Consider the following 24054-nt stretch of genomic DNA (forward strand, 5'->3'; position numbering starts at 1 on the left):
TTGGTTCAGAAAGAAATTCAGAATGATCTTCTCTTGACAGAACCGGAATACCTTACTGTTTCCCTACCGTCAGCAAACTGTATGAAGCTGTAAGGATTCAGCTTGGATATTACATTCCGGAACAAGCAGAGATAAAAAGACAGGGCAAATGCCGAAAGGATGGCGAAGAAGGCGATGGATAAACTGATTACAAGGAAAGAGGCAGCCAGCATACTGGGAATCAGCGTAAAAACACTGGATGCTGCAAGAACAGACGGTTTGATCTCCTATGTTCAGTATGTGGAAAACGGCTGCGTTTATTTCAAAGAAGTGGGGATTCAGGAGTACATTGCAAAATGTACGCACCGTGCAAAACCGATGGAACGTGCTACGACATATTGCGAACCTCGAAGCTTTCGGCGGTGAAAATCGACATCGTTGAGTATGGACGATGAATCCGCAATAATGAAAGCAACAACAGGATTGGAGGTAATGATATGGCGGCAAGAAGAATGATGCTTCCCGATTATGGTAATGTGGAACGTCATGCAGATGGAAGTGTGACAAGAAAGCAAAAACAGTATACTGGGAGAAAAGACTAAGAAAAAAGACTAAGAAAAAAGACTAAGAAAAAAATAAAGAGCTGATTTCAATTGTAAAATTTATGGGGAACTAACATCAGCTTATTGACATAAATTTTAAAATAAGTATAATAATAGTTGAGCAATTGCTCAACTATTATTACGGGAGAAAAATATATGTTAAAAACGTCTTATATTTGTAATTGCGATGTAATTCATGAGGATATTGTGAATGATGTGAAATCCAAGATGCAGCCAAAAGATGATTATATCCAGTTGGCTTCTTTGTTTAAGCTATTTGGAGATGGAACTAGAGTACAAATCTTACACGCTCTAGAACAGAGTGAGATGTGTGTATGTGATCTTGCAGTGCTACTGGGGGTAACAAAATCTGCAATTTCGCATCAGTTAAAGGCATTACGCCTAGCGAATCTGGTAAAATTCCGTAAAGAAGCACAGATAGTTTACTACTCGCTGGCAGATGATCATGTGAAAGAGATTATTGACAAGGGATTTGAGCATCTTTGGCAGAGATAATATTTTTTAATATTATAGTTGAGTGATTGAACAACTAAACAAATTATAAGGAGATTATCATGAAACGCATATTTCTATTAAAAGGGTTGGACTGTCCAAATTGTTCCGCAAAAATTGAAAAAGAAGTCGGAGAATTGGATGGAGTACAATCCTCAGTTGTAAATTTGATGAAGCAGACGCTGACAATCAATGTTGCTTCAGCTGCCGCAAATACAATAGCCAGTCAGATTGAAACGATTGTCCACAGCCATGAGCCGGGTGTGGAGGTTCAGGAAGAAACAATTATCCCCGTTACAAAGAGTTATTTGTTAAAGGGCTTGGACTGTCCGAACTGCTCCGCAAAAATTGAAAAAGAAGTCGGAGAATTGGATGGAGTACAATCCTCAGTTGTAAATTTGATGAAGCAGACGCTTACAATCAATGTTACTCAGAAAGCCGTAGATACGATAGCCAGTCAGATTGAAACGATTGTTCATAGTCATGAGCCCGATGTGGAAGTTTCTGAAATTGTACAGGAATCTTATATACCGGAAAAAAAGCAGGAGGCCAATGAATCCTATAACAATGAGGACAAGAAGTTGACGATTCGTTTAGCGATTGGCGCAGCAATCTATGCTATTGGTATGGCATTGACTGTTTTTGCGAAAGTGCCACTGCCTATCGAGTTAGCTTTTCTCATTGTTTCTTATGTTATTCTTGGTGGAGATGTTGTATGGCAGGCTGTGAGGAATATTTCAAAGGGACGTGTGTTTGATGAACATTTTCTAATGAGCGTTTCTACGATTGGTGCTTTTGTCATTGGTGAATATCCGGAAGCAGTTGCTGTTATGCTGTTCTATCAAGTTGGTGAATTTTTCCAGTCATTGGCTGTTAAGCGTTCCAGAAAATCTATATCAGATTTAATGGATATACGTCCGGATTGTGCTACAGTCAGAAGGAACGGAGAATTGATTACCATATCTCCTGAAAGTGTTGCCATTGGTGAGATTATTATTGTAAAGCCTGGTGAAAAAATCCCATTAGACGGTGTGGTATTGGATGGAGATTCTATGCTGGATACGAGGGCTTTAACTGGAGAATCGGTTCCGAGAAGCGTTCATAAAGGAGACGAAGCACTTTCCGGTTGTATGAATCAGACGGGTGTTTTAACGATTAAGACAACGAAAGCATTTGGTGAATCTACTGCTTCAAAGATTATTGATCTTGTGGAGAATGCGTCCAGTAGAAAAGCACCAACAGAAAATTTCATTACTACATTTGCACGTTATTACACTCCTGTTGTTGTAATCTTAGCAGCTATTCTGGCAATTCTGCCACCGATCCTTCTTGGTGGAGGTTGGACAGAATGGATTCGCAGAGGATTTGTTTTCCTTGTGGTATCTTGCCCATGTGCATTGGTCATTTCAATCCCGTTGACTTTCTTTGGAGGCATTGGTGCGGCATCTAAACGAGGTGTTCTTGTAAAAGGAAGTAATTATTTAGAGGCGCTTAATAATGTCAGCGTTATTGTGTTCGATAAAACCGGAACACTTACAAAAGGTGTTTTCAATGTGACGGATATTTTGCCTGCAAATGGATTTTCAAAAGAACAGGTTCTGGAGTATGCGGCAGAGGCAGAGAGTTTTTCTAACCATCCTATTGCAAAATCCATTCTTGCTGCTTATGGAAAAGAAATTGATCAGTCAGTGATTTCTGATTATAAGGAAATTTCAGGATATGGAATCAGTGTAATAGCAAGGGAAAAGAAAGTTTCTGCTGGCAATACGAAACTTATGGATACAAAATGTATAGAGTACACAACCTGTGAAAACGCAGGTACAAAAGTTTATTTGGCTGTAGATGGTCAATATGCAGGATGTATTTTGATAACAGATGAAGTGAAGCCGGACAGTAAAAAAGCAATTTCTGACCTGAAACATATCGGCGTGGAAAAAACAGTCATGCTTACCGGTGATGATGAAAAAATTGGGAAGTCCGTTGCAGAAGAATTGCAGTTGGATGAATATTATGCACAGCTGCTTCCTGACCAAAAAGTGGAAAAGGTTGAGCTTTTAGATAGTAAAAAGAGACCGGGAAGCAAATTGGCTTTTGTTGGTGATGGTATCAATGACGCTCCTGTCCTTGCACGTGCAGATGTTGGTATTGCAATGGGTGGGCTTGGTTCGGATGCGGCCATTGAAGCAGCAGATGTAGTTCTGATGACAGATGAACCGTCTAAGCTGGTGGACGCGATTGAAGTAGCAAAAGCGACAAAACAGATTGTCATGCAGAATATAGTGATTGCTCTTGGAATTAAGAGTGTGTTCCTGATTCTTGGCGCTCTCGGTATTGCGGGAATGTGGGAAGCTGTATTTGGTGATGTAGGCGTTACCATAATTGCTGTTTTGAACGCAATGAGAATTTTGAAAAAATAGGAAATGAGGTGGAAATGTGAAACGAAAACTGATTCTGTTAGTTGTTACGATTGTTTTTCTTGTAGGGTTTGGTGCCATTTTACATTCACCGCTTTCTATGATTGATGCAGTCACAGGAGTAACACCGAAGTCAAAAAAGGCGGCTCAAGCCTCCGCACAGTTGGAAGGCTCTTATGTTCTCGGCATTAATATGGTGTCAGATGGTCTCGACAACGAGAATACCCGGAATAAATTAAAAGAATTGGCACTGGACGATTCGGAAACAAATGAAACAGATCTCATGAAAACGGACATTAGTTTTCGGTTATATGTATCTGAGACGGATTATCCGCTTGTCAGTTATGCTAAGAAACTCTGTGACAGGTTGAAACAGGCCGGTTTCTCCGTAGATCTGAAAGAGTACAGTAACACAATGATGCTATCAAGAGTGGTAAGTGGAAAGTATGATGTATTCCTGGCATCGGATGATTTTATTGACGTTACAACGCTAACACAGATGGACTATATGATCATGGACAGCGAAGAAATGAGGTGAGCGGGAATTTATGAGAAAATGGAATACGATTTTGTCTGTTTTAATGCTTCTCATTTTTATGATTCATGGAATCATGGGCAGCTTTATGCTGAACGGAGTTGGAAGTAGTGCAGGGAAAATTCTTGCATGGATTGGTGTTGGTATTCTTGTTGTGCATACGGTGATGGGTACCGTCCTGACAGTTCAGAGTTTACGGGCAGCGAAACAATCCGGAAAAATGTATCTGAAACAGAACGCCATATTCTGGGCGAGACGAGCCAGTGGGATGGCAATACTGATCCTGCTGTTCTTCCATATTGGCTTGTTTGGAAAGGTGCAGAATGGGACATATATTTTGTTCCCTTTTACAACGGTAAAGATGGTAACTCAGCTTTTGTTCGTGGCGGCAATCTTTATTCATGTTTTTATCAATATCCGCCCATTGCTCGTATCGCTGGGAATCATCAGTTATAAAGAACGAAGGGGTGATATTTATTTGATTCTTTCGGTACTCCTTCTGTTTATAGCGGGCTCAGTTATTTTCTATTATATTGGGTGGCAATATCTATGAGTAAGACAATTATTATTATAGGTGCTGGACTGGCAGGACTTTCAGCGGCTTTGCAGGCAGCGGAAAATGGATGCAATGTAAAACTGGTTTCCTCCTTTCCATCAGAGCGGGCGCAGTCTGTTATGGCGGAGGGCGGTATCAACGCAGCTTTGAATACAAAAGATGAAAACGACAGTCCCGAAGAACATTTCACAGATACAATCAAGGCGGCTTGCGGTCTGGCAGACCCAAATGCAGTTTGGGGAATGACACAGGCAGCACCGGAGCTGGTGCACTGGCTGTTAAAACTTGGAGTTCAATTTAACATGAGCGGCTATGATGATGTGGATCTGCGGAATTTTGGCGGGCAGAAAAAGAAAAGGACTGCTTTTGCGCAGAGCGATACCGGGAAGCAGATTATGACAGCTATGATAGACGCTGTTCGCAGGAAAGAAGCATCTGGTATGGTAGAACGGTTCAGCCATCATTCTTTCCTAACACTTCGTCTGTGTGACAATATTTGTTGTGGCTGCGTAATCAGGGATGAATACAGTCAGGAGACTGTGGAATTACCGGGGGATGCGGTTATTGTTGCCACCGGTGGTATGCACGGATTGTTTGGAAATACAACGGGTTCGCTGAGCAATACAGGAGAAGTCACCGCAGAATTGTTCCGGCTTGGTGTTTCTCTGGCAAATGGCGAGATGATCCAGTATCATCCGACAACTGTGAAATGTGGTGGAAAACGCATGCTCATCAGCGAGGCGGCCAGAGGGGAAGGTGGCAGGTTGTTTGCCATGAAAGATGGAAAACAATGGTATTTCATGGAGGAAAAATACCCGGAGCTTGGAAATCTGATGCCACGAGATATTACCGCCAGAGAGATATGGAAGGTCAGCCATGAATCAGAGGTATTTCTTGACATGACGGAAATATCGGACGAGATTATTTCAAATAAGCTATCTGGCCTGGCAGACGATTGTATGACCTATCTGCATAAAGATATACGAAAGGAACCGGTGTCTGTTTTACCGGGAATTCACTATTTTATGGGAGGCATTCTGGTGGATGAGCAGCACAGAACGCCGATTCAGAATCTTTACGCTGCCGGAGAATGCTGTGCCCAATATCATGGTGCCAACCGTCTTGGCGGAAATTCTCTGTTAGGAGCGTTATACGGAGGACGTGTTGCGGCAAAATCAGCATGCGAACAGGCAGATGTAGTAGATCTATCTTGTGCGACACAGATAGATTTTCCACCAGCGTCTCAAATTTCAGAAATAAAGCAATTAAACAAAGTGATGCAGGAGACTATGGGCGTTGTCAGAAATGAGAATACGTTGTTAAATGGGATTCAAACGGTACAAGCGCTGACAGGAAATCTTCCATTGCTTGGCGTGGCAGTTCTAAAGAGTGCTCTTGCAAGAAAAGAAAGCCGTGGTGCACACTGGCGGGAGGATTATCCTAAGAGCAATGACGATGATTACCTTAAAACAACGGTAGCCAGATTTGATGGAAAGCAGATACAGATTTCCTTTGTACCTGTTCCAGAAAGGCGGTGATTCACTTGGTATATAAAATAAGAATCAGGCGGCAGGAGAGTCAGAAATCAGACAGTTATTGGCAGGAATTTGAGGTTGACGGAAGCAAAAACAGCTCTGTTGCCAATGTTCTAAAGGAATTGAACAGTAGAACCCCTTTGAAAGATAATTCAGGGAATATAGTTACTCCCATCAGCTGGGAATGTAGCTGTATGGTGCGAAAATGTGGGGCTTGCGCCATGCTGATTAACGAACGTCCGAGGCTGGCATGCTCTACATTTCTACATACGTTAAAAGGTTCTACAATTACCTTGGAACCTTTAAGCAAATTTCCGCTTGTAAGAGATTTGATCGTTGACCGGTCAAATCTGTTTGAAAATTTGAAAAAACTGAACCTTTGGCTTGAAAGTGAAGCTTATATGAGTTCGTGGACACATGAACCGAGATACCAGTCGGCACGCTGTCTGATGTGTGGCTGCTGCCTTGAAGTGTGTCCTAACTTCTCTGCAAATGGGACTTTCGCAGGCGCTGTTGCTGCAGTCAACGCATTTCGGATTCTGAATGAAGAACAGGAAAGCACTCATTTGAATGAGATTTCTGCTGAATATAAGAAGAAATATTTTGAGGGATGCGGGAAGTCGTTATCTTGTCATGATATTTGTCCGATTGGTCTGCCTGTGGAAGAACTGCTTGTAAGGTCGAATGCAGCGGCTGCTTGGGGCAAATAAAATGGATGATAAAAGCTATAATGAATGTATGAAGGGGCTGTTGCACAAGGATAAAAGCCAGTGCAACAGCCCTTTTTCTTGCACTCTCGGCGCAAAGACGTAGAAAACCAGCGTCAAACGAGCAAAATGTTGAAAACTCAGGTAGCAGAAGCAGACCCTTCCGACTTTTTGGTGTCATTGGAAGAGTCTGTTTTTTCGATTTTCAGAAAATCAAAATTTCAAGTAGGCCTTTGGCTGGAGGAGATGCTGTTTCTGTAAACCTCTGTTGTACTTGGAAATGAAATGAGCAATGTTCTGAGAAAGCCCCAGAAAGAGTAGCTCTGCCAGAACTTTAATGTTTCCACCAGTCAGGAAGCGTTTGAAGCTGCGGTTGTGCTTGAGCTGTCCGAAAGTTCCTTCCGCCTGAATGGAACGGTTGCAACGAAGCAGCTTTCCCTCTTCGGTGGTAATATTCTGGTAAGACTGTTGACGCATCTTCTGAAATTCCCAGCAGACGTAGATCTCTTTTCTCCTGTTCTCATCTTTTGTCTTGCAGCAGACAGAACGATAAGGACAGTCCGAGCAGTCTTCACAGCGGGAAACAGAGACTTCTCGCACTGTCCCATCTTTGGCATACTCTGCATCGCAGCACAAGGACTTTGATACTGTAGTGGTACAGTGAATTTGTAACACCTCTGCCTGATAGATTATAATGTCAGCAGAGAAGAAAAGCGCATGACTCGAATATCAGACGAAAAGTTGTTCGTGCGCACATTCAGGATGGGCGCACGATTGCCAGCCTTGTGGCTGAGTACGGCATATCCGGAGCCACTGTTTCCAACCGGGTACGCTCGTATCGCGAAGAATGCCAGAACAATGATGAGGAGAAGTCTCAGTTGGAGATGATGGAAGAACGTCGTCGTCTCCGGCGTGAAAAAGCCGAATTGGAAAAGGAGAACAGCTTTTTAAAAAAAGCAGCGGCATTCTTCGCGAAGGAAATCGATTAGTGACATATCGTTTTCTTGAATAACGGATATCTGACTCCGTTTGAAAAGAGATCGGAGTGTAGCATTAAGAAGTGGTGTTACAAAAAGGGTTGACCACTACACGGCGTGGGCATGCTGTCCAATGTCATAGAGAGCCTGAATCGCATCACTTATGAGTGCATTCAGATCTTAAAGCCGCTGACTCTGGTGGACGGCCTCAGTTTTCAGCGCTATCGCGCCGAATATACGGAACTCTACCTGGATCAGATTCGCAATGCCTCGTATCTTGCAATTACCAAGATGGAACAGGCATCCGCGGAAGAAGTGCGGCATTTAATCGGCGAATTGCGGAAGATTAATCCGAGTGCCGAGATATGTCCGACGCATTATAAGGACGCGGAAGAAGCGTGGTGGGAGAAACTTTTGACCGGCGCGGCCGATGTAAGCGAGCCGAAATCGGAGACCGGGAGCTCGACGCCGCAAGCGGAAACGCAATTACCGGATACGTTTTCGATGGAGAAAGCCTATGTAGACACCCCGGAACCGTTTCTACTGTTTCTGGAAGCGCTGATACGCGGGCACTACGGAAATATCATTCGTGCCAAAGGGTTGATTCCGGCCGGGGCTTGTACGCTTCGCTTTGACGTGGCGGACGGACGCTACAGCGTGCGTCTCGAAGATACCGAGTCCGCGGAAGAGACAGATCAAAATGCTGTCGCGGTCTTCATAGGGCATGGAATGACGAAGCAGGCGATACGCCGTGTGATACATCAAAAAACATAGCGCAGCGCGGAAAGATACGCTTCACCGCCGCAGCAAATCAGAGCTAAGAGACTTTCCGATCTACACGTTCGCAGGGTGGCGAGAGGTAGGGGAGGGTCTCTTTTTTATGTTATAATTTAAGAAGAATGTGACGAAAGGAAGGATGATGCACAGACTGCGGGGATGACTGAATGTCAAAAGATGAATATTTGATCACAGATGCGCCGCTCAAGGCGCTGACAGTTTTTGCGATGCCGCTGATTCTCGGCAGCTTCTTTCAGCAGGTCTATAACATGGCCGATTCCATTATAGTCGGTCAATTTGTGGGATCGTCTGCCCTCGCTGCGGTCGGTGCCTGTGCGGCGCTCACGAATGTCTTCATCTGTGTGGCCCTCGGCGCAGGTGTCGGTGCCGGCGTGCTGGTGAGTCGCTATTTCGGGGCCAAAGAATACGACAAGATGAAGACCATCGTGTCGACTTCGCTTATCAGTTTTTTGCTGCTCAGCATATGCCTCGGCATCATCGGCTTTTGCTTTTCGCGGCGGATGCTGCGCGTCTTACAGACGCCGGATGACATCCTGGACACGGCGGTGTTGTATCTTCGTGTCTATTTTGTCGGTTTTCCGTTTTTGTTCATGTACAATATTCTCTCGAGCATGTTCACGTCCATAGGCGAATCCAAGATTCCGCTGGGACTTTTGATTTTTTCCTCGGCTTTCAATATAGGGTTGGATTACCGGATGGTGGCGGGACTGGGACTCGGCGTGTTCGGCGCAGCGCTTGCGACATTGATTGCACAGGGCATTTCCGCAGTGTTATCGCTCCTTCTTTTTTTGAGCCGGATGAAGCGATATCAGGGAAGTTTTCGTCGCTTTGACAGGCAGGAATTACAGTCCATGCTGCGGATTGCGGTCCCGTCTGTACTCCAGCAGTCCACCGTCTCCGTCGGGATGATGATTGTTCAGGCGGTTGTGAATCCCTTCGGAACCCAGGCACTCGCAGGGTATGCGGCTACCATGCGGGTCGAGAATGTCTTTTCGCTGATTTTTGTTTCCATCGGCAATGCGGTTTCTCCCTTTGTCTCCCAGAACCTCGGTGCCAAGAAGACGGAGCGGATTCGGAAAGGGTATCGTGCCGCACTGCTGTTGGATGCATGTTTTGCTTTACTTGCGTTTCTGATCATTGAAAGCTTGCATACACGCATTTCCGCGCTGTTTCTCGGAAAGGACGGAACGGAATTCGCGTATCGGGTGTCCGGAGAATACATGAAATGGCTCGGCTATTTCTTCCTCTTCATGGGAATTAAAATGGCGACGGACGGCGTGCTTCGCGGACTCGGCAAGATGTGTCCGTTCCTCATCGCGAATCTCGTGAATCTCGCGATTCGCCTCGCGGTTGCGCTGCTCTTTGCGCCGCGCTATGGCATCGCTTTTGTCTGGCTCGCGGTTCCGGCCGGCTGGTTTGCGAACTTTTTGATCTCTTATATTGCGCTCAGGAAGGCGTGGCCCGAAAGGAAAGTGCAGGCCTAAGCACCCGGAAAAGGGATTACGTTGCATTCGAGACAGCCTCTTACGAAGGTGAGAGGCTGTCTTTTTGATGCGGCAACAATTATCTATGCGCACTGATTTTCCGGTGGAAAGATGCAACGCAATGCGATAAACTCTTATTAGCGTTACTTAACTCGCTGCTCAAACGTTGCAAAGGACAAGCCTTGAAATTACGGTTTGATTTTTCCGCCGGAAAACAGTGCAGTGTCGTTAGCGGCAAATGTTCTTATGAAGGGAGTGATACGATGCAAGATTTAAAAGAGATATATGAACGGCTCGGAAAGCTATACGAAACCGAGCGGGAAGAAATGCCGGTTTTGGATGAGTTTATCCTTGAGTACCGCTGGTTCATGTGCGCAGATACGAGAGGCCGGGTCTCGCAGTGCTTACGTGTGGGTAAGGAGAAGAGCCCGGAGGCGTATCAGGCAGTATTGTCAAAAGAGCTCGGAAAGCCGGTTAATCAGGTGATTGAGAACCTTTTTGCGGCGGATGATGAGACGCTTCGAGAGCCGCTTGTCGCACTGTTGAATTTGATGAGTAAGCCCTTCAACACCGCAGAGCGTCTCTTAGAGCAGGGAATTGTGCGTGAGCCGGGATTGCAGTTTCCCTATGATGTTTCAGGCAAGAAAGTCGGTATTATAGGCTATGGACTTTACAATCAGTTTTTCCTCGGAAAATGCAAGGAGTTTCATGCCTTTGATTTGCGACCGGAGAAAGGACTTTTGAATTACCGCATCGGGAGAGAGGGCATGAAAATCTATCCGGAGGGGATTCACTGGCATCTCGGGAAGAGCGCAATCGACTATGCGGAGGTGCTAAAGACTCTGGACATGGTTATTATGACAGGATGCACGATCGTCAATGACAGTTACCGGGATATCCTGGCCTGCTGTGAGAAGGCAGAGATTCGCGGCATTTACGGTCCGAGCAATGAGCTCTGCCCCGCATATCTCTTTGATCTCGGCTACAATTATATTTTCAGTGCCTCGGTGCGCGATAAAGAGAGCTATTTGCAGGCACAGCTTGCGCCGCTCCCCGTGGGCGAAGATTTAAAATTCATGGATTTATATATTCTGCGCCGGAAATAATCCGGGGGGTAGCAGGGCAGCCCGATAAAGGGCTGCCTTTTGTTTTTCGGATTGCAGCAGGTATACAAGTATCTCTTGCTTTCTGACTTGACGGAAGCCGGTACGGGAACTAAGGTAAATTGAAAGAAATATGTTGCAGTGCGCTTTTTCTGCAGTGCGTTGTTGATGTAAGTACGGAAGGATGAACATGAAACAATATGAGGCAGAGCAATCCTCTGAGATACTGGAAAAACTGATACAGCTGTCCGCGCAGTGGGCGGCGGAACAGAACTGTTACGGCTATTATCCGAATACGGAAGCGGACATCGAGGGGAAGCGGATTTTCCTCGCGGAGGATGAAGACGGAATTGAAGCGTACCTGCTCGGCAAGATTGAGCCTGCGAAGAACATGAAATCTATCATGCCGGAGGGAACCCTGTACTTTGAAGTTGAGGAGTTGTATGTTGTTCCGGAAAAGCGCTCGCAGGGAATCGGCGAAGCGCTGTTTCGCTTTGCGGAAGAAACAATCAAAAAGGACGTGCAATTTATCGTGCTCAGTACTGCGAGTAAGAACAGCAAGGCGATTTTACATTTTTACTTGGATGAACTGGGGATGCAGTTCTGGAGCGCGCGGTTATTTAAGAAGATAGGAGAATAGAGCCGGTCTTTTTTAACAGATTATATTTGAATATGGTCCCGTACTTGATCTTGAGATTTGAATGAATCAGGTCCATAATTTAACCTGTAAAGTGATCAGATAGTCACATAGAAATTTGGCTGTTGACACAATAGGAAAATAATGAACCAGTGATTCATACCGGGGGTAAAACGTGCTGTATGATGGAATCTATGAACAACTAATCAGCAAGGGCTTGGAGCGTGAACTAGAGAAGAGTGATAAGTACAGCTTGACGGAACCAATCGATACCGCAGAGGCCTCTAAAATTCTTGCTAAGTATGTCGCCACGGTTGTGGAGCGCGGCATGGAGAATCTGAAGGATCAGGGGGCTGATTTACAGGAGCAGGTTGCACTTGCAAATCACTTGATTGATGCCATTTTGGAAAGAACCAAGGAGGCTGACTTTGCCGCACTCTCCGTAGCGGAGCGTGCGGAGCAATTACTGGCACTCTTTGACCGGAAGAACAGCATCCTCGCACTGGATGAAAAGGCACAGCTCGTGAGACCGGAGACCTCGATTGCGCAATCAAGTCTCTTCACCGGAGCTGTACATGAGCCACAGATGTACAGCGAGCTCAAAAAGGAGATTGTATCCAGCAATCGCATTGACATCTTGGTCTCGTTTATCAAATGGAGCGGCTTGCGGCTCATGATGGACGAGCTGAAGCACTTCACCGAAAATGGCGGGGAACTGCGCTTTATCACGACCTCCTATATGGGTGCCACAGATGTCAAGGCCATTGAGGAGCTAAGGAAGCTCAGCAACACACAGATTAAAGTCAGCTACAACACAAAGATTACGCGACTTCATGCGAAGGCATACATCTTTTATCGCGACAGCGGTTTTACCACGGCTTATGTGGGCTCTTCGAATATATCGAACGCGGCTTTGACGAGTGGGCTTGAGTGGAATACCAAGATTACCAAGCAGGATTTACCGGAGACCATAGCAAAAGTCGCAGCTACGTTTGAGTTCTACTGGAATGATAAGGAATTTGAATACTACGATGAGGGACAGAAAGAGCGTTTAAGCCGCGCCTTGCAGGCTGAGAAGTACAGTGGAGAACAGCCGACCGAAGTCTACACGATGGACATTCAGCCCTATTCTTATCAGCAGGAGATTCTGGATAAGCTGGAGGCCGAGCGGAGCATCCGAGGTTATACCCGCAATCTGGTTGTGGCGGCAACTGGTACGGGTAAGACCGTGATTTCTGCGCTTGATTACCGACGTTTTCGGAAGCAGAATCCCGGGAAACCCTGCCGACTTTTGTTCGTCGCACATCGGGAGGAAATTTTAAAGCAGAGTCTCTATACCTTCCGCGCGGTGTTGAAGGATGCGAACTTTGGCGAGTTGTTTGTTGGGAATCATAAGCCGGAGAGCATCGACCACCTTTTTCTCTCTATACAGACCTTTAGCAGTCAGGCATTTACGGATAAGACTTCGGAAGACTTTTACGATTACATCGTAGTGGATGAGTTCCACCACGCAGCTGCAAAGAGTTACCAGAGTTTACTCGCGTACTACAAACCGAAAATCTTGCTCGGACTCACGGCGACACCGGAGCGCATGGACGGGAAGAACATTCTCGCCTATCTGAGCAATCGCATTGCCGCAGAGATACGGCTTCCGGAGGCCATTGACCGCAAACTTCTCTGCCCCTTCCAGTATTTCGGTGTGACCGACAGCGTTGACCTGGATGGTTTAAAGTGGGCTGCGGGCGGCTATGATAAGACCGCACTCTCAAATATCTACAGTATGAGTGGTTATGTGGCAAAGCAGCGCGCCAACTTAATTCTGTCCTCCATGCTGAACTATGTGACAGACATTAACGACGTAAAGGGACTCGGTTTCTGCGTGACGGTGGAACATGCGGAATTTATGAGTCGCTTCTTCAATGAACACGGCATTCCTTCCTTGGCATTGACGGGAAAGTCGCCGGAGGAGGAGCGCCGCAGCGCCGGAAGTGCCCTGGTTTCCGGGGAGCTTCGTTTCTTATTTGTCGTTGACATCTACAACGAGGGTGTAGATATTCCCGAAATCAACACGGTCATGTTCCTCCGGCCAACGGAGTCGTTGACTATCTTTTTACAGCAGCTGGGACGCGGTCTCCGGCTCGTAGAGGGAAAAGAGTGCCTGACGGTTCTCGACTTTATCGGACAGGCAAACAAAAAGTATAATTTCGAGGATAAGTTTGCCGCCCTGCTCTCGAACAGCGGTCAGAGCGTAGCGCGGGAGATTAAAAACGGATTTGTCTCAGCGCCGAAGGGCTGCTATATCCAACTGGAGCGGCAGGCAGCGAAGTATATCCTAGAGAATATTCGTGCGTCCTATGGAAACACAGCAGGCTTGGTTGCGCGGATTGCCTCCTTTGAAGAGGACAGCGGTTTGGCGCTGACGCTTGCAAATTTCCTTAGGTATTACCACCTGGATCCGCGAAGTCTTTATAAGTTTACTTCTTTCTCGCGGCTGTCCGTGCGTGCCGGTGTAAGGGACGAATTCACGGAGCCCTTGGAGGAAGTTTTGACCAAAGCGATGGCAAAGTTCGCGGTCGTGGATTCCAGACGTTGGATTCAGTTCATCCTGAAACTACTCGAAAACTTGTCGACACTCCAAATCGAGGAATTCTCTGCGCTCGAACGGCGGATGTTTCGTATGTTCTATATGACCATTTGGGGCAAGGCCTTCGATGAGGAAAGCCGGGAAGCATTGGCAGAAAAGCTCACAGCGCTTGCGGAAAGTCCGCTTATGGTGCGAGAATTGCAGAAACTCCTTCGCTATCAGTATGACCGCATTGATTTTATCGATGAGCCGGTAAATCTCAGCTTTGACTGCCCGCTTGACTTGCATTGCAGCTACAGTAGGGACCAGATTCTGGCAGCGATGGACTTTTTAAAGCCCGCAACCGTCCGCGAGGGTGTCAAATGGCTTCCGGAGCAAAAACTGGATGTTTTCTTTGTGACCCTGAATAAGTCCGACAAGGACTATTCGCCGACCACCATGTACAACGATTACTCGATCAATGAGACGCTGTTCCACTGGCAGAGTCAGAGCACCACGGGGGAGCAGTCCGCGACCGGGCAGCGTTACATCCACCACAAGGAGCGCGGCAGCCGTATTCTACTCTTTGTCCGCGAATTTAAGTCGGACCGCATCAGCAATACGGCTGCGGCCTATACCTATCTCGGAATTGCGAACTATGTAAAGCACGAGGGCAGCAAGCCGATGAATATTACATGGAAGCTGGATTGTCCCATCCCTGCAAAGTATCTCAGGAAGACTAACAAGCTGGTGGTCGGATAACGCTGCTGTAATAACAGATGAGAGAGGTTCTTTTCATGATACAGACGATAGAGACCGAGCGCCTTTTCCTTAGGCGGATCAGAGCGGAAGATTGGAAGGATATTCAGGCAATTTGGGTCAGTGCGGCAAAATCCGTGTACGCCCAATATGACTGGCCGAACGATTTGGATGATGACTCTGTTCAAACCCGAGTTGCAGGCTTAGATTTGCTTGCGGAGAGTGACGCCCACATTTTTCTTGCGATTTGCCTGAATAACAGGGTGATAGGTTATTTTTCTTTAAATTCATGCGGAGAGGGCTATGAACTCGGCTATTGCTTTCATTCGGATTTCCACGGAAAGGGCTATGCGAGGGAGAGCTTGGGGGCTGTGTTAGGGTTCCTGCGGAACCGGGGTGTTCCGTTCGTTGAGGCGGGGACGGCGCTCCGGAATACGCCCTCGCTGCGTTTGCTGCGCTCGCTCGGCTTTGAACTCCGCGGAACAGAGAAGGTATCCTTTTACCAAGACGCGGAAGGCAAGGATATCTTCTTTGATGGCGGCATCTTTGTGCGGCGCTTGGCCCGTTAATTGTGAAAGTTGGAGCTCGAAACCTCATGGTTTCGGGCTCTTTTTACATTTGCAACTTGACGAAAAACAGCCGTGGAAGTATGGTAATTTATGAATATTTTATGAAAAGAAGCAGGGCATTGTGCGGGAAATTGTGTTGTGAAAGAAGTAAAACGCACCGTGGAGCGCGCTGCTTTCTATTAGGAAGGCGGAATAAACAGTATGCATCCGGAAGAAAGAGAAAAATTGACGCCGCAGGTTTGGCATATCATACGGGGGCGGCAGGCATCACCCGACAATATGGTGGATGTTGCAACCCTTGAACCGCTCTTTATGGCAGAGGGGCTTCGCTATGCGGACTTCGGTTTTGCGAGCCTTCGGGATTTTTTGAATGAATTCCGGGCAGTTTTAAATCTGGTGGACGGAGCGCCTGCGGGCGGTGGGCTTCCCGCAAAATCCTATGTGCAGCTGAAGGACTTTGATACCTCAGAAGCGACAGTGGGGCAGAAAGCGGAAGCTCCCGAACAGCCGTTACGGCCTGTCTCGCCGGAAGACACCGAACAGCCGGAACTTTCCGCGGCAGAAAAGGCAGCGCTTGCACCGAAGATTCAAGCTGCTTTTCGAAGTGCGGTTTCCAATGAAGAGGGCTGGGTGAACCTCGCGAGTCTCGGTGCCCTGCTCAAAGAAAACGGGGCGGATGCGAAGCAACTCGGTTTCCCGAAGATGAGGCCCTTCCTTGAGCAGTTCCCGGAACTTCTCGAGCTAAAGTACGAGCCCTCGCCGAGCGGCAAGGCCTGGGTTGCCTATGCGCGGCTCCGCGCTGCGGAGTCAGCTCTTCCGTCGGGGCACGCAGGAGATGTGCCGTCAGAGCATACGGCGCGTGCAGATGCAGAGCAAACGGTCACTGAACCGTCCGTGCCGCCTGCGGGCACCCAGACAACGAAGGCATCTTCGGGAAGCGAAGAAGCATTGCACCCGGAACTCTCTGCGGAAGAGAAAACAGTGCTCGGCCCGAAGGTTTGCGAGGCGGTTCAGAGTGCTGCTTCGAATGAAGCGGGCTGGGTTAACTTAGCCGGAATCGGTGAGGCACTCAAGGGAAACGGGATTGATGTGAAACTGCTCGGCTTTCAGAAGATACTGCCCTTCCTCGAGCAGTTCCCGGAACTTCTCGAGCTAAAGCACGAGCCCACAGCGAGCGGTAAGGCTTGGGTGGCCTATGCGCGACTTCGGGAGGACGAGAGAAGAGAGGTAGATGGCAAGGCAGAGAAGAGCGCCGCAAAGCCGTATGCGCCGAGGCCAAACCTGCCCGAGCACAGAACGCTTGAGAGTAAGTTCCCGAATAAGGATTCCTGGCTCTTTTACTGGGCCAGAATCCCGAACCTGAAAATCAAAGAACTTGCGGAAAAGGCGCTGGCGGAAAAGTGGTATTACGGCGCGGCGAATGCGGCCGATGCCGAGAATAACCCTATTTTAAAGAATTATCTTGCCTACACCTTTAAGCGTCTTGTGTTCGAAGACAAAATTTTATACGGCGATGTTGCGGATGCGGGACATGCCGGCGAGGAGTATGCGGCCTTCAATACCGGCCTGGTCGATCAAAAGTACGAGTATATCTACGCGCTCTTTAAGAAGAACACCATGTCGCCGCAGCCCTACTGGTATCTCCTCGACTTTGTGGTCGCGGGAGAGCAGTCCGGAAAAACCTTGGCAAGACTTTTTTATCCGCTGCCGAAGCGCGCCGACTATTTTGAAAATCAGTTTCGGAACATGGTCTACGACACTTCGACCCAGCTGCTCTGCGATTACACGCACATCATTGTGGAGCGCATCGGGCGTTTTCCGCTCCGTTTTTTGCAGGAGAATTGCCCGCCGAATATGCTTGATATCGACGGTATCAAATTGGAAGAGGTGTATCCGAAGCACGCAAAGGACAGCGAGAGAAAGCGCTATTTTGAGCAGCTCGGTGAGCGCATCCGGAATACGCCCGTTGTGCTGAACAATTTGAAAAACCGGCTGGAGGCGGCCATTCATTTAACCTTAAAGCGGGTTGAGTGGAATTATAAAACGGCAATCCCGGTGTATTTCCCGACCAGAAATCTCTGCTCGCTCTTGCTGCCGCTCTGCCTCTCGGAGGAGGGACAGGTGGATCTTGCGCTGGTGGTCGAGCCTTTGCAATCCGGCGCGTATCAGGGGCAGACGGTGCTGCCGCTGGATCTTGCCTACAATAACAGCCGTCTTCTCACGCGGCCGGACAGCGACTGGCTGCGTCCGGACAGCATTCAGTCGAACGGAAGCGATGACGAGGAGGAATAAAACAGACAGGAGGTAAGGGGGAAATGAGACGAAAACTCTGGCTACTGCTTTGCGCGCTTGGCGTACTCGGCATGGCGGCCTGCGGCGCGGGCGAGAGTAAGGCGAATGCCGCGGCAAAGACTAAGGTCGTGAAGAGCAGCGCGGCTGCAAAAACTTCAGCGGAGTCAAAGACCAACGAGAGCGAAAGCGCTGCCACGGCAAAGGCAGCGGCTTCGGACAGCGCGGAAGCGGCGACAGAACCCGCTATGCCTGCATCGACCGCGGCGGGCACGGCGGAAGCAACGCTCGGCATCATTCAGAGCGGAGACTATCTCTGCTTTCAGAGCAGCCTCTATACCTACGGAGAGTTTCAGCGGGACATGGTTGTGCTGCAAAAGAACGCGGGTGCCGCGCTCCGCGTGGATGAAATCGGGCAGACCGTGGACGGAAACAGGCTCTATGACTTTCGTGTGGGCAACCCGGCGGCAGAGCGGCATCTATTGGTCTTCGGCGGGATTCATGCGCGGGAGTACATCACGGCGCAGCTTGTCATGCGGCAGCTGGTGCAGCTCCTAAGCGACCAAAGCGCTAACGGAAGCTATGAGAACATGGCTGTCCGGGAGCTGCTCTCGAACACGGAAATCCACTTTATTCCGATGGCAAATCCGGACGGCATCGGCATAAGCCAACTGGGGATTGAGGGACTGCGCACGGAGGCGGTTCGGGAGACGGTGCGGCAAATTGCCTCTAAGGACGGAAAAGCGCTCACGGAAGCTTATTTAAGGCAGTGGAAATCCAATGCAAACGGCGTTGACTTAAACCGAAACTTCGATGCGCTCTGGGAATCCTATAACGATCATCTGGGGCATGCCTCGGCGGATCACTATAAGGGCACGGCGCCGGAGTGCGAACTTGAGTCGAAGGCGCTCGCGGATTTGACGCGGCAGTTTCAATTCGATGCGACGCTCAGCTATCACACGCAGGGCGAGGTGATTTACTGGAACTTCGGCCAGGAGGGGGAACTGAAAGACATGAGCTTGCTGCTCGCGAACCGCGTTTCGGAGCTCACGGGCTATCGCTTGGACGGCAACTTTCAGGCGCTCGATACGGCGGGGTATAAGGACTGGGCCATTTCAAAGATGGGCATCCCGAGTCTCACGATAGAGGCGGGGCACGGCGGCAATCCGGTGGATCCCGCACAGATGGATGCGATTTGGCGCGAGAACCGAAACGTGGTGCCTATGACTTTGAAGCTCCTAAAAGAGGGGCAGTTGCGGCGCGTGCGGTAAATTTTTGATTCGGGGGGAATGAAAAATGGCAGCCGGAACGGGCAAAAAGTATTTGGTAATACTGGCATCCGCACTCATTGTGTCCGGAGGTATTGTCGCAGGGGCGCTCATTGCGACGCGGAGACCGGCGGTGCGGACCGAAACGCTTGCGGAGCGCGAGGAGAGTCGGGAGGAAACGCGCGAAGAGAACCGTGCGGCAGAGAGCGAGGCAAGCGGCGAGCGGGACGGAAACTATACCGCTTCGGTCGCGGCGGATGTTGCGAATCTGGCTTCCGCGGTGACGGAGGCGGAGGCCGCGCTCACGGCGCAGGCAAGCGTTGCGGCGACCGAGCCCGCGACAACGGCAGCTGTGGTCGCAAGCTCTGCCCCGGTGACGACTGCTCCTGTGACGACCGCGGCGAACTATTCTCAGACCATGTTTGTCTCAAACTGTGCGGAGTCGATTTCGCTCCGTGAATCTCCGTCCACGCAGGCGCGGGCCCTGCGGCAGATTCCCTTCGGGGCACCGGTCACGGTACTCGGAAGTGCGGAAAACGGTTTCTATCAGGTCATCTACAACGGCGTGACCGGTTATTCTCTGGCTTCCTATCTCGTGTCGTATCGGCCGAGTGAGTCGGAGCGCCTCGAAAGACCGGCGGGCAGCACGGTATCGAGCAATACGAGCGGCGGCTACCGTACCATGTACTGCGTGAACTGCCGCGAGTACATTACGCTGCGCAGCATTCCGAGTACGAGCGGCGCAGACCTCGCGCACATTCCGCTCGGCGCCTCGGTGAGCTATGTCGGCACGGCGGAAAACGGTTTCTATGAGGTCATTTATAACGGCAGACGGGGCTATGCGCTGGCGCAGTATCTGAGCTACTGAGTGGCTGAAACATCATTGAAAGGGGGATGAAAGATGAAAAAGCAAAAGCTTGCCACTGTGGTTCTCGCCGCGGGCCTGGTTCTCGGCATTGCGGTCTTTGTGGGCTATGAGAGCACGCGCTATACGCGGACGGTGCAGGCGGCCGAACGGGAGTGGCAGCTCGGAGACACGGAAGAAGCAATCCCAATCTACGAGAAGGCTATCCGAATGAAGCCGAAGCGCGCAGAGGCGTATCTTTCACTCGCGGAGATTTATGAGAGAAACAATCGACACGCGGATGCGGTCACGCTTCTAAAGACCGCCGCTGAGGCGATGTCCGGCAAAACTTCGAAAGATGCAGCGCTGATTCAAGAGGCACTGGAGCGCTACAATCCCACGGTCAAAGCATCGCTCGAATCCGGCAGTTATGAGGATCCGGTGGATCTGGAGTTAACGAGTAAGGGCGTTTCGATACGCTATACCCTTTTGGAAGCGCCCGAGAGCGAGAGCGCGGAAGAGCAGGATTATGAGAAGCCGCTGCGCTTCCGCAGAAACGGAACCTATCGCCTGCAGTGCTATGCGGTCAATCAAAAGGGGGAGGCCGGTGAGCCGGTGGAGCTTAGCTACGTGATTCAACTCGACCCGGAAAAGTATCATATGAACAGCTGGTACCAAAAGGACAACGGCTGGTACTACAACGACGATACCGGGGTGCCGGTGGTCGGCTGGCGGCAGATTGACGGCAACTGGTATCACTTTGCCGAGAACGGCAAGATGATGACGGGTTGGCTGGAACTCGGCGACAACTTCTACTACCTCGATGAGAACGGTGTCATTGCAAACGGCTGGCGCAATCTGGACGGAAAGTACTATTACTTCCTCGAAGACGGCAGCATGGCGGTGAATCGTTGGGTGGAAGGAGATTACTATGTCGGCGCGGACGGCGTTATGCTGGTCTCGACAACGACCCCGGACGGCTATCAGTTGGATGAAAACGGCAAGAAGATCGAGAAGAGCCAAAACGAGAAGGCGGTCGAAGCCTACCGAAGCATACTCCTCGACCGGAGTTGGAACGGCAGAAAGCTGCCCGGCGGACAGTTCGCGGTTGTGGATATCAACGGCGACGGGGTGTGGGAGTTATTGACGGACTTGGATGCAGGCTATGACGACAGCATCGACAGACTCTTCTACTTTACGGATAGTTTACAGATGTACGCTTTGGATTCTAATGAATATGATCCACCGAGCAATCTCCAAATTTGGGATGTATTTATTCCTGCGAATCAGACCGTGATTATCGGTCGCAGGCGTGGCAAAGCCTACACGAGTGCTATAGTACAGAGCAATAATCAGACGATTTCCGAGCCTGAAGAGGGACAAATCGGATGGCCGTATGTAGGACGCTACAAAGAAGAGAGCGGTGTTACGGCAGAGCAGAAGAAATCTTTGGAGCGTTGGCGCGTGGGGGCAAAGAAATATTATTCGGCACCCTGCTATTATCCGAACTTTGTGGACATCAACGCGGCGAATGTAGACAAGTATCTGAGCGGACAAGGGGAAAGCACGGGGATGCAATATGCGTTTAGCGAGTATCCCGGCGTAGAAGAACTTCGGTGACAGGTTTACGGCTGCGAGTTGCAAGATACCCTTGACAACGCCTGTCTTAGCGCGTAAAATAAGGCCATAATTCAAAACGTTGAGACCGAGGTCTCGACAGAGTGAATAGGTTAATAAACACAGGATTCGTGTACCTATTTTTACTCTGTTGAGGCTTCGGTTTTTTGTTTTGCCTCAAATCCTGTGGCACCTTGACAAGTGAATCCGCAGCTGTTCGGAGCAAGCGCTCGGGGAAGCACGCCGGGATCTGCAAGCGCAGAGAGCGTGCCAAGGCGCGTATCCTGACTGACTGCGACCAAGAAACAAAAAATACAACGTAAAAACAACGGCAAAGGTTAAGGCAAAGAGACAGCAAGCAGACAAGAAAGGTTTGCATACAGGAAAGTGAGGCAAGAAAGATGAAGAATCAGAATGACAAGGCATTCGGGCGTCAGGAAAAGGTTTCGGTGTTTTCGTTGCGGTTGCCGACAGATGGGAAGTATGCTTTTCATCAGGCGTCGGGGGTCACTGCAGAGCGTTTCTTACAGGCTTCGGAATTGCTTCCCGCGGGGGGCTTTCTCGGGGTAGAGTTACTACCGGAGCGCGGTGCAAAGCAAGAGTTCTTTCTCTTCTCTGCGCCGGATGCGACGGTGAGCGATGAGGACTACAGCTGGATTTTTGAGAACTGCGCGGCGGAGGAGCCGACAGAGACAAGGGCGCTTGATAGTCTCTTCGCGGAAGGGCACAAGGTATATGCCCTTGCCGAAACCGCGAGCGGAGAAGCTGTAGCTACCGCGGAATCAAATTCTTTTACGGTTGAAAGTTACTACCGGAGGGATGCGGAAGAGCGCTATCGTTTGGATCTGGTTCTGCAGTTTTATGAGCTCCTCTTGCAAGAAGGCGGACGGCTTCGCATGGTAGCGGCAAGTTCGGCGGGAAGTGAGAACTCCGCGCATACGCGCGGTCGCATTTTACTGAGTCTTCCGAACGCTATGAGCCTGCGTCTTCGCGCGCAGCTTGCGCTCACCTTCCCGGGAACGGAGATGCAAGCGCTTTCTGAGGAAGCGGAGACAGAAACGAAGAAGCCCTGTGTCAGCGAATCCTATCTCTCTGTGGGCATGATTCGCTTTCTGTTACTGCTCTTCGCGCTTGAGCGGCAGCAGGAGAAAAGCAATGCGGAGGAAGTTCCGGAAGAATGGAAAGAGCCTGAGAACTGCAGAAATCCCATCCTCATTGAAGATTTGGAACTCAGCGTTCGCAGCTATAACTGCCTGAAACATGCCGGCATTCTTACGGTGGAGCAGTTGAAGCGACTCAGCGAGGATGAGCTTAGGCGTATCCGGAATATGGGATTAAAAAGCGTGCGGGAAATTCAGTATAAGCTGGAAGAAATCCGGAACATTCCCGCAATCAGTCAGCTCCCCGAGAAGGATTACTTTGCGGAACTGGAGACGCTGATCGGTTTAAACGAGGTAAAAATGCAGGTTAAAAAAATTGCGGCGTTTGCCAAAATGCAGAAAGAAATGAAGGCGCAGGGAAAGGGAAATCTCAGCGTGGCGCTCAATATGGAGTTCAGCGGGAATCCCGGCACGGCAAAGACTACGGTGGCGCGCATTCTCGCCGGGATTCTGAATCAGGTCGGTATTCTCGAGAGCGCCGAGATTGTTGAAGTGGGGCGTGCTTCTCTGGTGGCAGGCTATGTGGGACAGACCGCGGAGCGCGTCCGGGAAGTGTTTCGAAGTGCCAAGGGCAAGGTTCTCTTCATTGACGAGGCTTACTCTCTGGTCGAGCACTGGGAGGGTGGTTACGGCGATGAGGCCATCAATACGATAGTCCAGGAGATGGAGAACAACCGGGAGGATACGGTCGTGATTTTCGCGGGCTACCCGAAGCAGATGGAGGATTTCTTTGCGAGAAATCCGGGACTCCGTTCCCGTGTTCCGTTTAAAATCAGTTTTTGCGATTATTCGCTCGAGGAAATGCTAAAGATTACCGCCCTGGAGGCAGAGCGCCGCGGCTTTACGCTTGCGCCCGAGGCGGAAGAAACAATCAAGAGGCTTGCTGCTCCGGAAGAGCGGCAGTCCGGCTTCGGAAACGGCCGTTTCTGCAGAAACCTGGTCGAGAATGCGCTGCTCTCCTATGCGCTGCGTGTCTACGGCGAGGACAAAGGCACTGAGACGGAAGTGACACATGACTTTGTGCTGCGCCCGGAGGATTTTTCCGCACCGGAAGTATCGGCAGAGGCGAAGAGGGCGGCAATCGGGTTTCAGCCCTATGCGGCATAAAAAAGGCGCTTGGATTTTGGCGTTGGCCGTGTCATCGC

General features: G+C 49.5%; 20 protein-coding genes. 19 read left to right on the forward strand and 1 reads right to left on the reverse strand.

The window, feature by feature from the left end:
- Nucleotides 1-159 precede the first annotated feature (159 nt).
- From QU660_RS03085 to QU660_RS03115, 7 genes are all read left to right on the forward strand, one after another.
- Nucleotides 160-405: a helix-turn-helix domain-containing protein gene (locus QU660_RS03085; RefSeq protein ID WP_443027779.1), complete on the forward strand. Its 246-nt coding sequence runs from the start codon at nucleotides 160-162 to the stop codon at nucleotides 403-405.
- Between the two features lie 332 nt (nucleotides 406-737).
- Nucleotides 738-1097, forward strand: coding sequence for an ArsR/SmtB family transcription factor (locus QU660_RS03090; protein WP_304946878.1), 360 nt, complete (start codon nucleotides 738-740; stop codon nucleotides 1095-1097).
- Between the two features lie 59 nt (nucleotides 1098-1156).
- Entirely contained in the window at nucleotides 1157-3511 is a 2355-nt protein-coding gene (locus tag QU660_RS03095) for a heavy metal translocating P-type ATPase (protein ID WP_304946879.1), read from the forward strand.
- Nucleotides 3512-3527: 16 nt separating this feature from the next.
- Entirely contained in the window at nucleotides 3528-4046 is a 519-nt protein-coding gene (locus QU660_RS03100) for a DUF6921 family protein (protein WP_304946880.1), read from the forward strand.
- Between the two features lie 10 nt (nucleotides 4047-4056).
- On the forward strand, nucleotides 4057-4596 hold the full coding sequence (locus QU660_RS03105; RefSeq protein WP_304946881.1) for a pilus assembly protein PilX: 540 nt from the start codon (nucleotides 4057-4059) through the stop codon (nucleotides 4594-4596).
- Nucleotides 4593-6137: an FAD-dependent oxidoreductase gene (locus QU660_RS03110; RefSeq protein ID WP_304946882.1), complete on the forward strand. Its 1545-nt coding sequence runs from the start codon at nucleotides 4593-4595 to the stop codon at nucleotides 6135-6137. The genes QU660_RS03105 and QU660_RS03110 overlap by 4 nt, the downstream gene beginning before the upstream one ends.
- Complete coding sequence (locus tag QU660_RS03115; protein WP_315372709.1) at nucleotides 6134-6844, forward strand: succinate dehydrogenase/fumarate reductase iron-sulfur subunit; 711 nt, start codon at nucleotides 6134-6136, stop codon at nucleotides 6842-6844. The genes QU660_RS03110 and QU660_RS03115 overlap by 4 nt, the downstream gene beginning before the upstream one ends.
- A 210-nt stretch (nucleotides 6845-7054) precedes the next feature.
- Here the strand turns inward: QU660_RS03115 and QU660_RS03120 are convergent, their stop codons facing one another.
- Nucleotides 7055-7516, reverse strand: coding sequence for a transposase (locus tag QU660_RS03120; RefSeq protein WP_304946883.1), 462 nt, complete (start codon nucleotides 7514-7516; stop codon nucleotides 7055-7057).
- A 53-nt stretch (nucleotides 7517-7569) separates the two neighbouring features.
- Here QU660_RS03120 and QU660_RS03125 point away from each other — a divergent pair, with 53 nt between their 5' ends.
- The 12 genes from QU660_RS03125 (at nucleotide 7570) to QU660_RS03180 (ending at nucleotide 24016) form a co-directional block, all read left to right on the forward strand.
- Complete coding sequence (locus QU660_RS03125; protein ID WP_330693250.1) at nucleotides 7570-7830, forward strand: helix-turn-helix domain-containing protein; 261 nt, start codon at nucleotides 7570-7572, stop codon at nucleotides 7828-7830.
- Between the two features lie 111 nt (nucleotides 7831-7941).
- Nucleotides 7942-8592: a GTP-binding protein gene (locus QU660_RS03130; protein ID WP_304946885.1), complete on the forward strand. Its 651-nt coding sequence runs from the start codon at nucleotides 7942-7944 to the stop codon at nucleotides 8590-8592.
- A 170-nt stretch (nucleotides 8593-8762) separates the two neighbouring features.
- Nucleotides 8763-10100, forward strand: a complete 1338-nt coding sequence (locus QU660_RS03135) for an MATE family efflux transporter (protein WP_304946886.1) — start codon at nucleotides 8763-8765, stop codon at nucleotides 10098-10100.
- Nucleotides 10101-10363: 263 nt separating this feature from the next.
- Nucleotides 10364-11206 (forward strand): Rossmann-like domain-containing protein, encoded by an 843-nt coding sequence (locus tag QU660_RS03140; protein WP_304946887.1) that lies wholly within the window; start codon nucleotides 10364-10366, stop codon nucleotides 11204-11206.
- 187 nt (nucleotides 11207-11393) lie between these two features.
- A complete protein-coding gene (locus QU660_RS03145; RefSeq protein ID WP_304946888.1) occupies nucleotides 11394-11843 on the forward strand; it encodes a GNAT family N-acetyltransferase in 450 nt (149 codons plus the stop codon).
- Nucleotides 11844-12015: 172 nt separating this feature from the next.
- Nucleotides 12016-15165 (forward strand): DUF3427 domain-containing protein, encoded by a 3150-nt coding sequence (locus QU660_RS03150; protein WP_304946889.1) that lies wholly within the window; start codon nucleotides 12016-12018, stop codon nucleotides 15163-15165.
- Nucleotides 15166-15200: 35 nt separating this feature from the next.
- The gene (locus tag QU660_RS03155; protein ID WP_304946890.1) at nucleotides 15201-15731 is read left to right on the forward strand and encodes a GNAT family N-acetyltransferase; all 531 of its coding nucleotides are present in this window, start codon (nucleotides 15201-15203) and stop codon (nucleotides 15729-15731) included.
- A 201-nt stretch (nucleotides 15732-15932) separates the two neighbouring features.
- Nucleotides 15933-18023 carry a DUF3825 domain-containing protein gene (locus tag QU660_RS03160; RefSeq protein WP_304946891.1) on the forward strand — a complete coding sequence of 697 codons (2091 nt, stop codon included), beginning with the start codon at nucleotides 15933-15935 and terminating at the stop codon, nucleotides 18021-18023.
- A gap of 23 nt (nucleotides 18024-18046) precedes the next feature.
- Nucleotides 18047-19291: a M14 family zinc carboxypeptidase gene (locus tag QU660_RS03165; protein ID WP_304946892.1), complete on the forward strand. Its 1245-nt coding sequence runs from the start codon at nucleotides 18047-18049 to the stop codon at nucleotides 19289-19291.
- A gap of 25 nt (nucleotides 19292-19316) precedes the next feature.
- Nucleotides 19317-20156, forward strand: coding sequence for an SH3 domain-containing protein (locus tag QU660_RS03170; RefSeq protein ID WP_304946893.1), 840 nt, complete (start codon nucleotides 19317-19319; stop codon nucleotides 20154-20156).
- Nucleotides 20157-20189: 33 nt separating this feature from the next.
- Nucleotides 20190-21752, forward strand: a complete 1563-nt coding sequence (locus tag QU660_RS03175) for an N-acetylmuramoyl-L-alanine amidase family protein (protein ID WP_304946894.1) — start codon at nucleotides 20190-20192, stop codon at nucleotides 21750-21752.
- A 398-nt stretch (nucleotides 21753-22150) separates the two neighbouring features.
- Nucleotides 22151-24016 carry a DNA-directed RNA polymerase subunit alpha C-terminal domain-containing protein gene (locus QU660_RS03180; RefSeq protein ID WP_304946895.1) on the forward strand — a complete coding sequence of 622 codons (1866 nt, stop codon included), beginning with the start codon at nucleotides 22151-22153 and terminating at the stop codon, nucleotides 24014-24016.
- The last annotated feature ends 38 nt before the right edge of the window (nucleotides 24017-24054 follow it).

It is taken from the genome of Stomatobaculum sp. F0698 (assembly GCF_030644385.1).
Classification (GTDB): Bacteria; Bacillota; Clostridia; order Lachnospirales; family Lachnospiraceae; genus Moryella.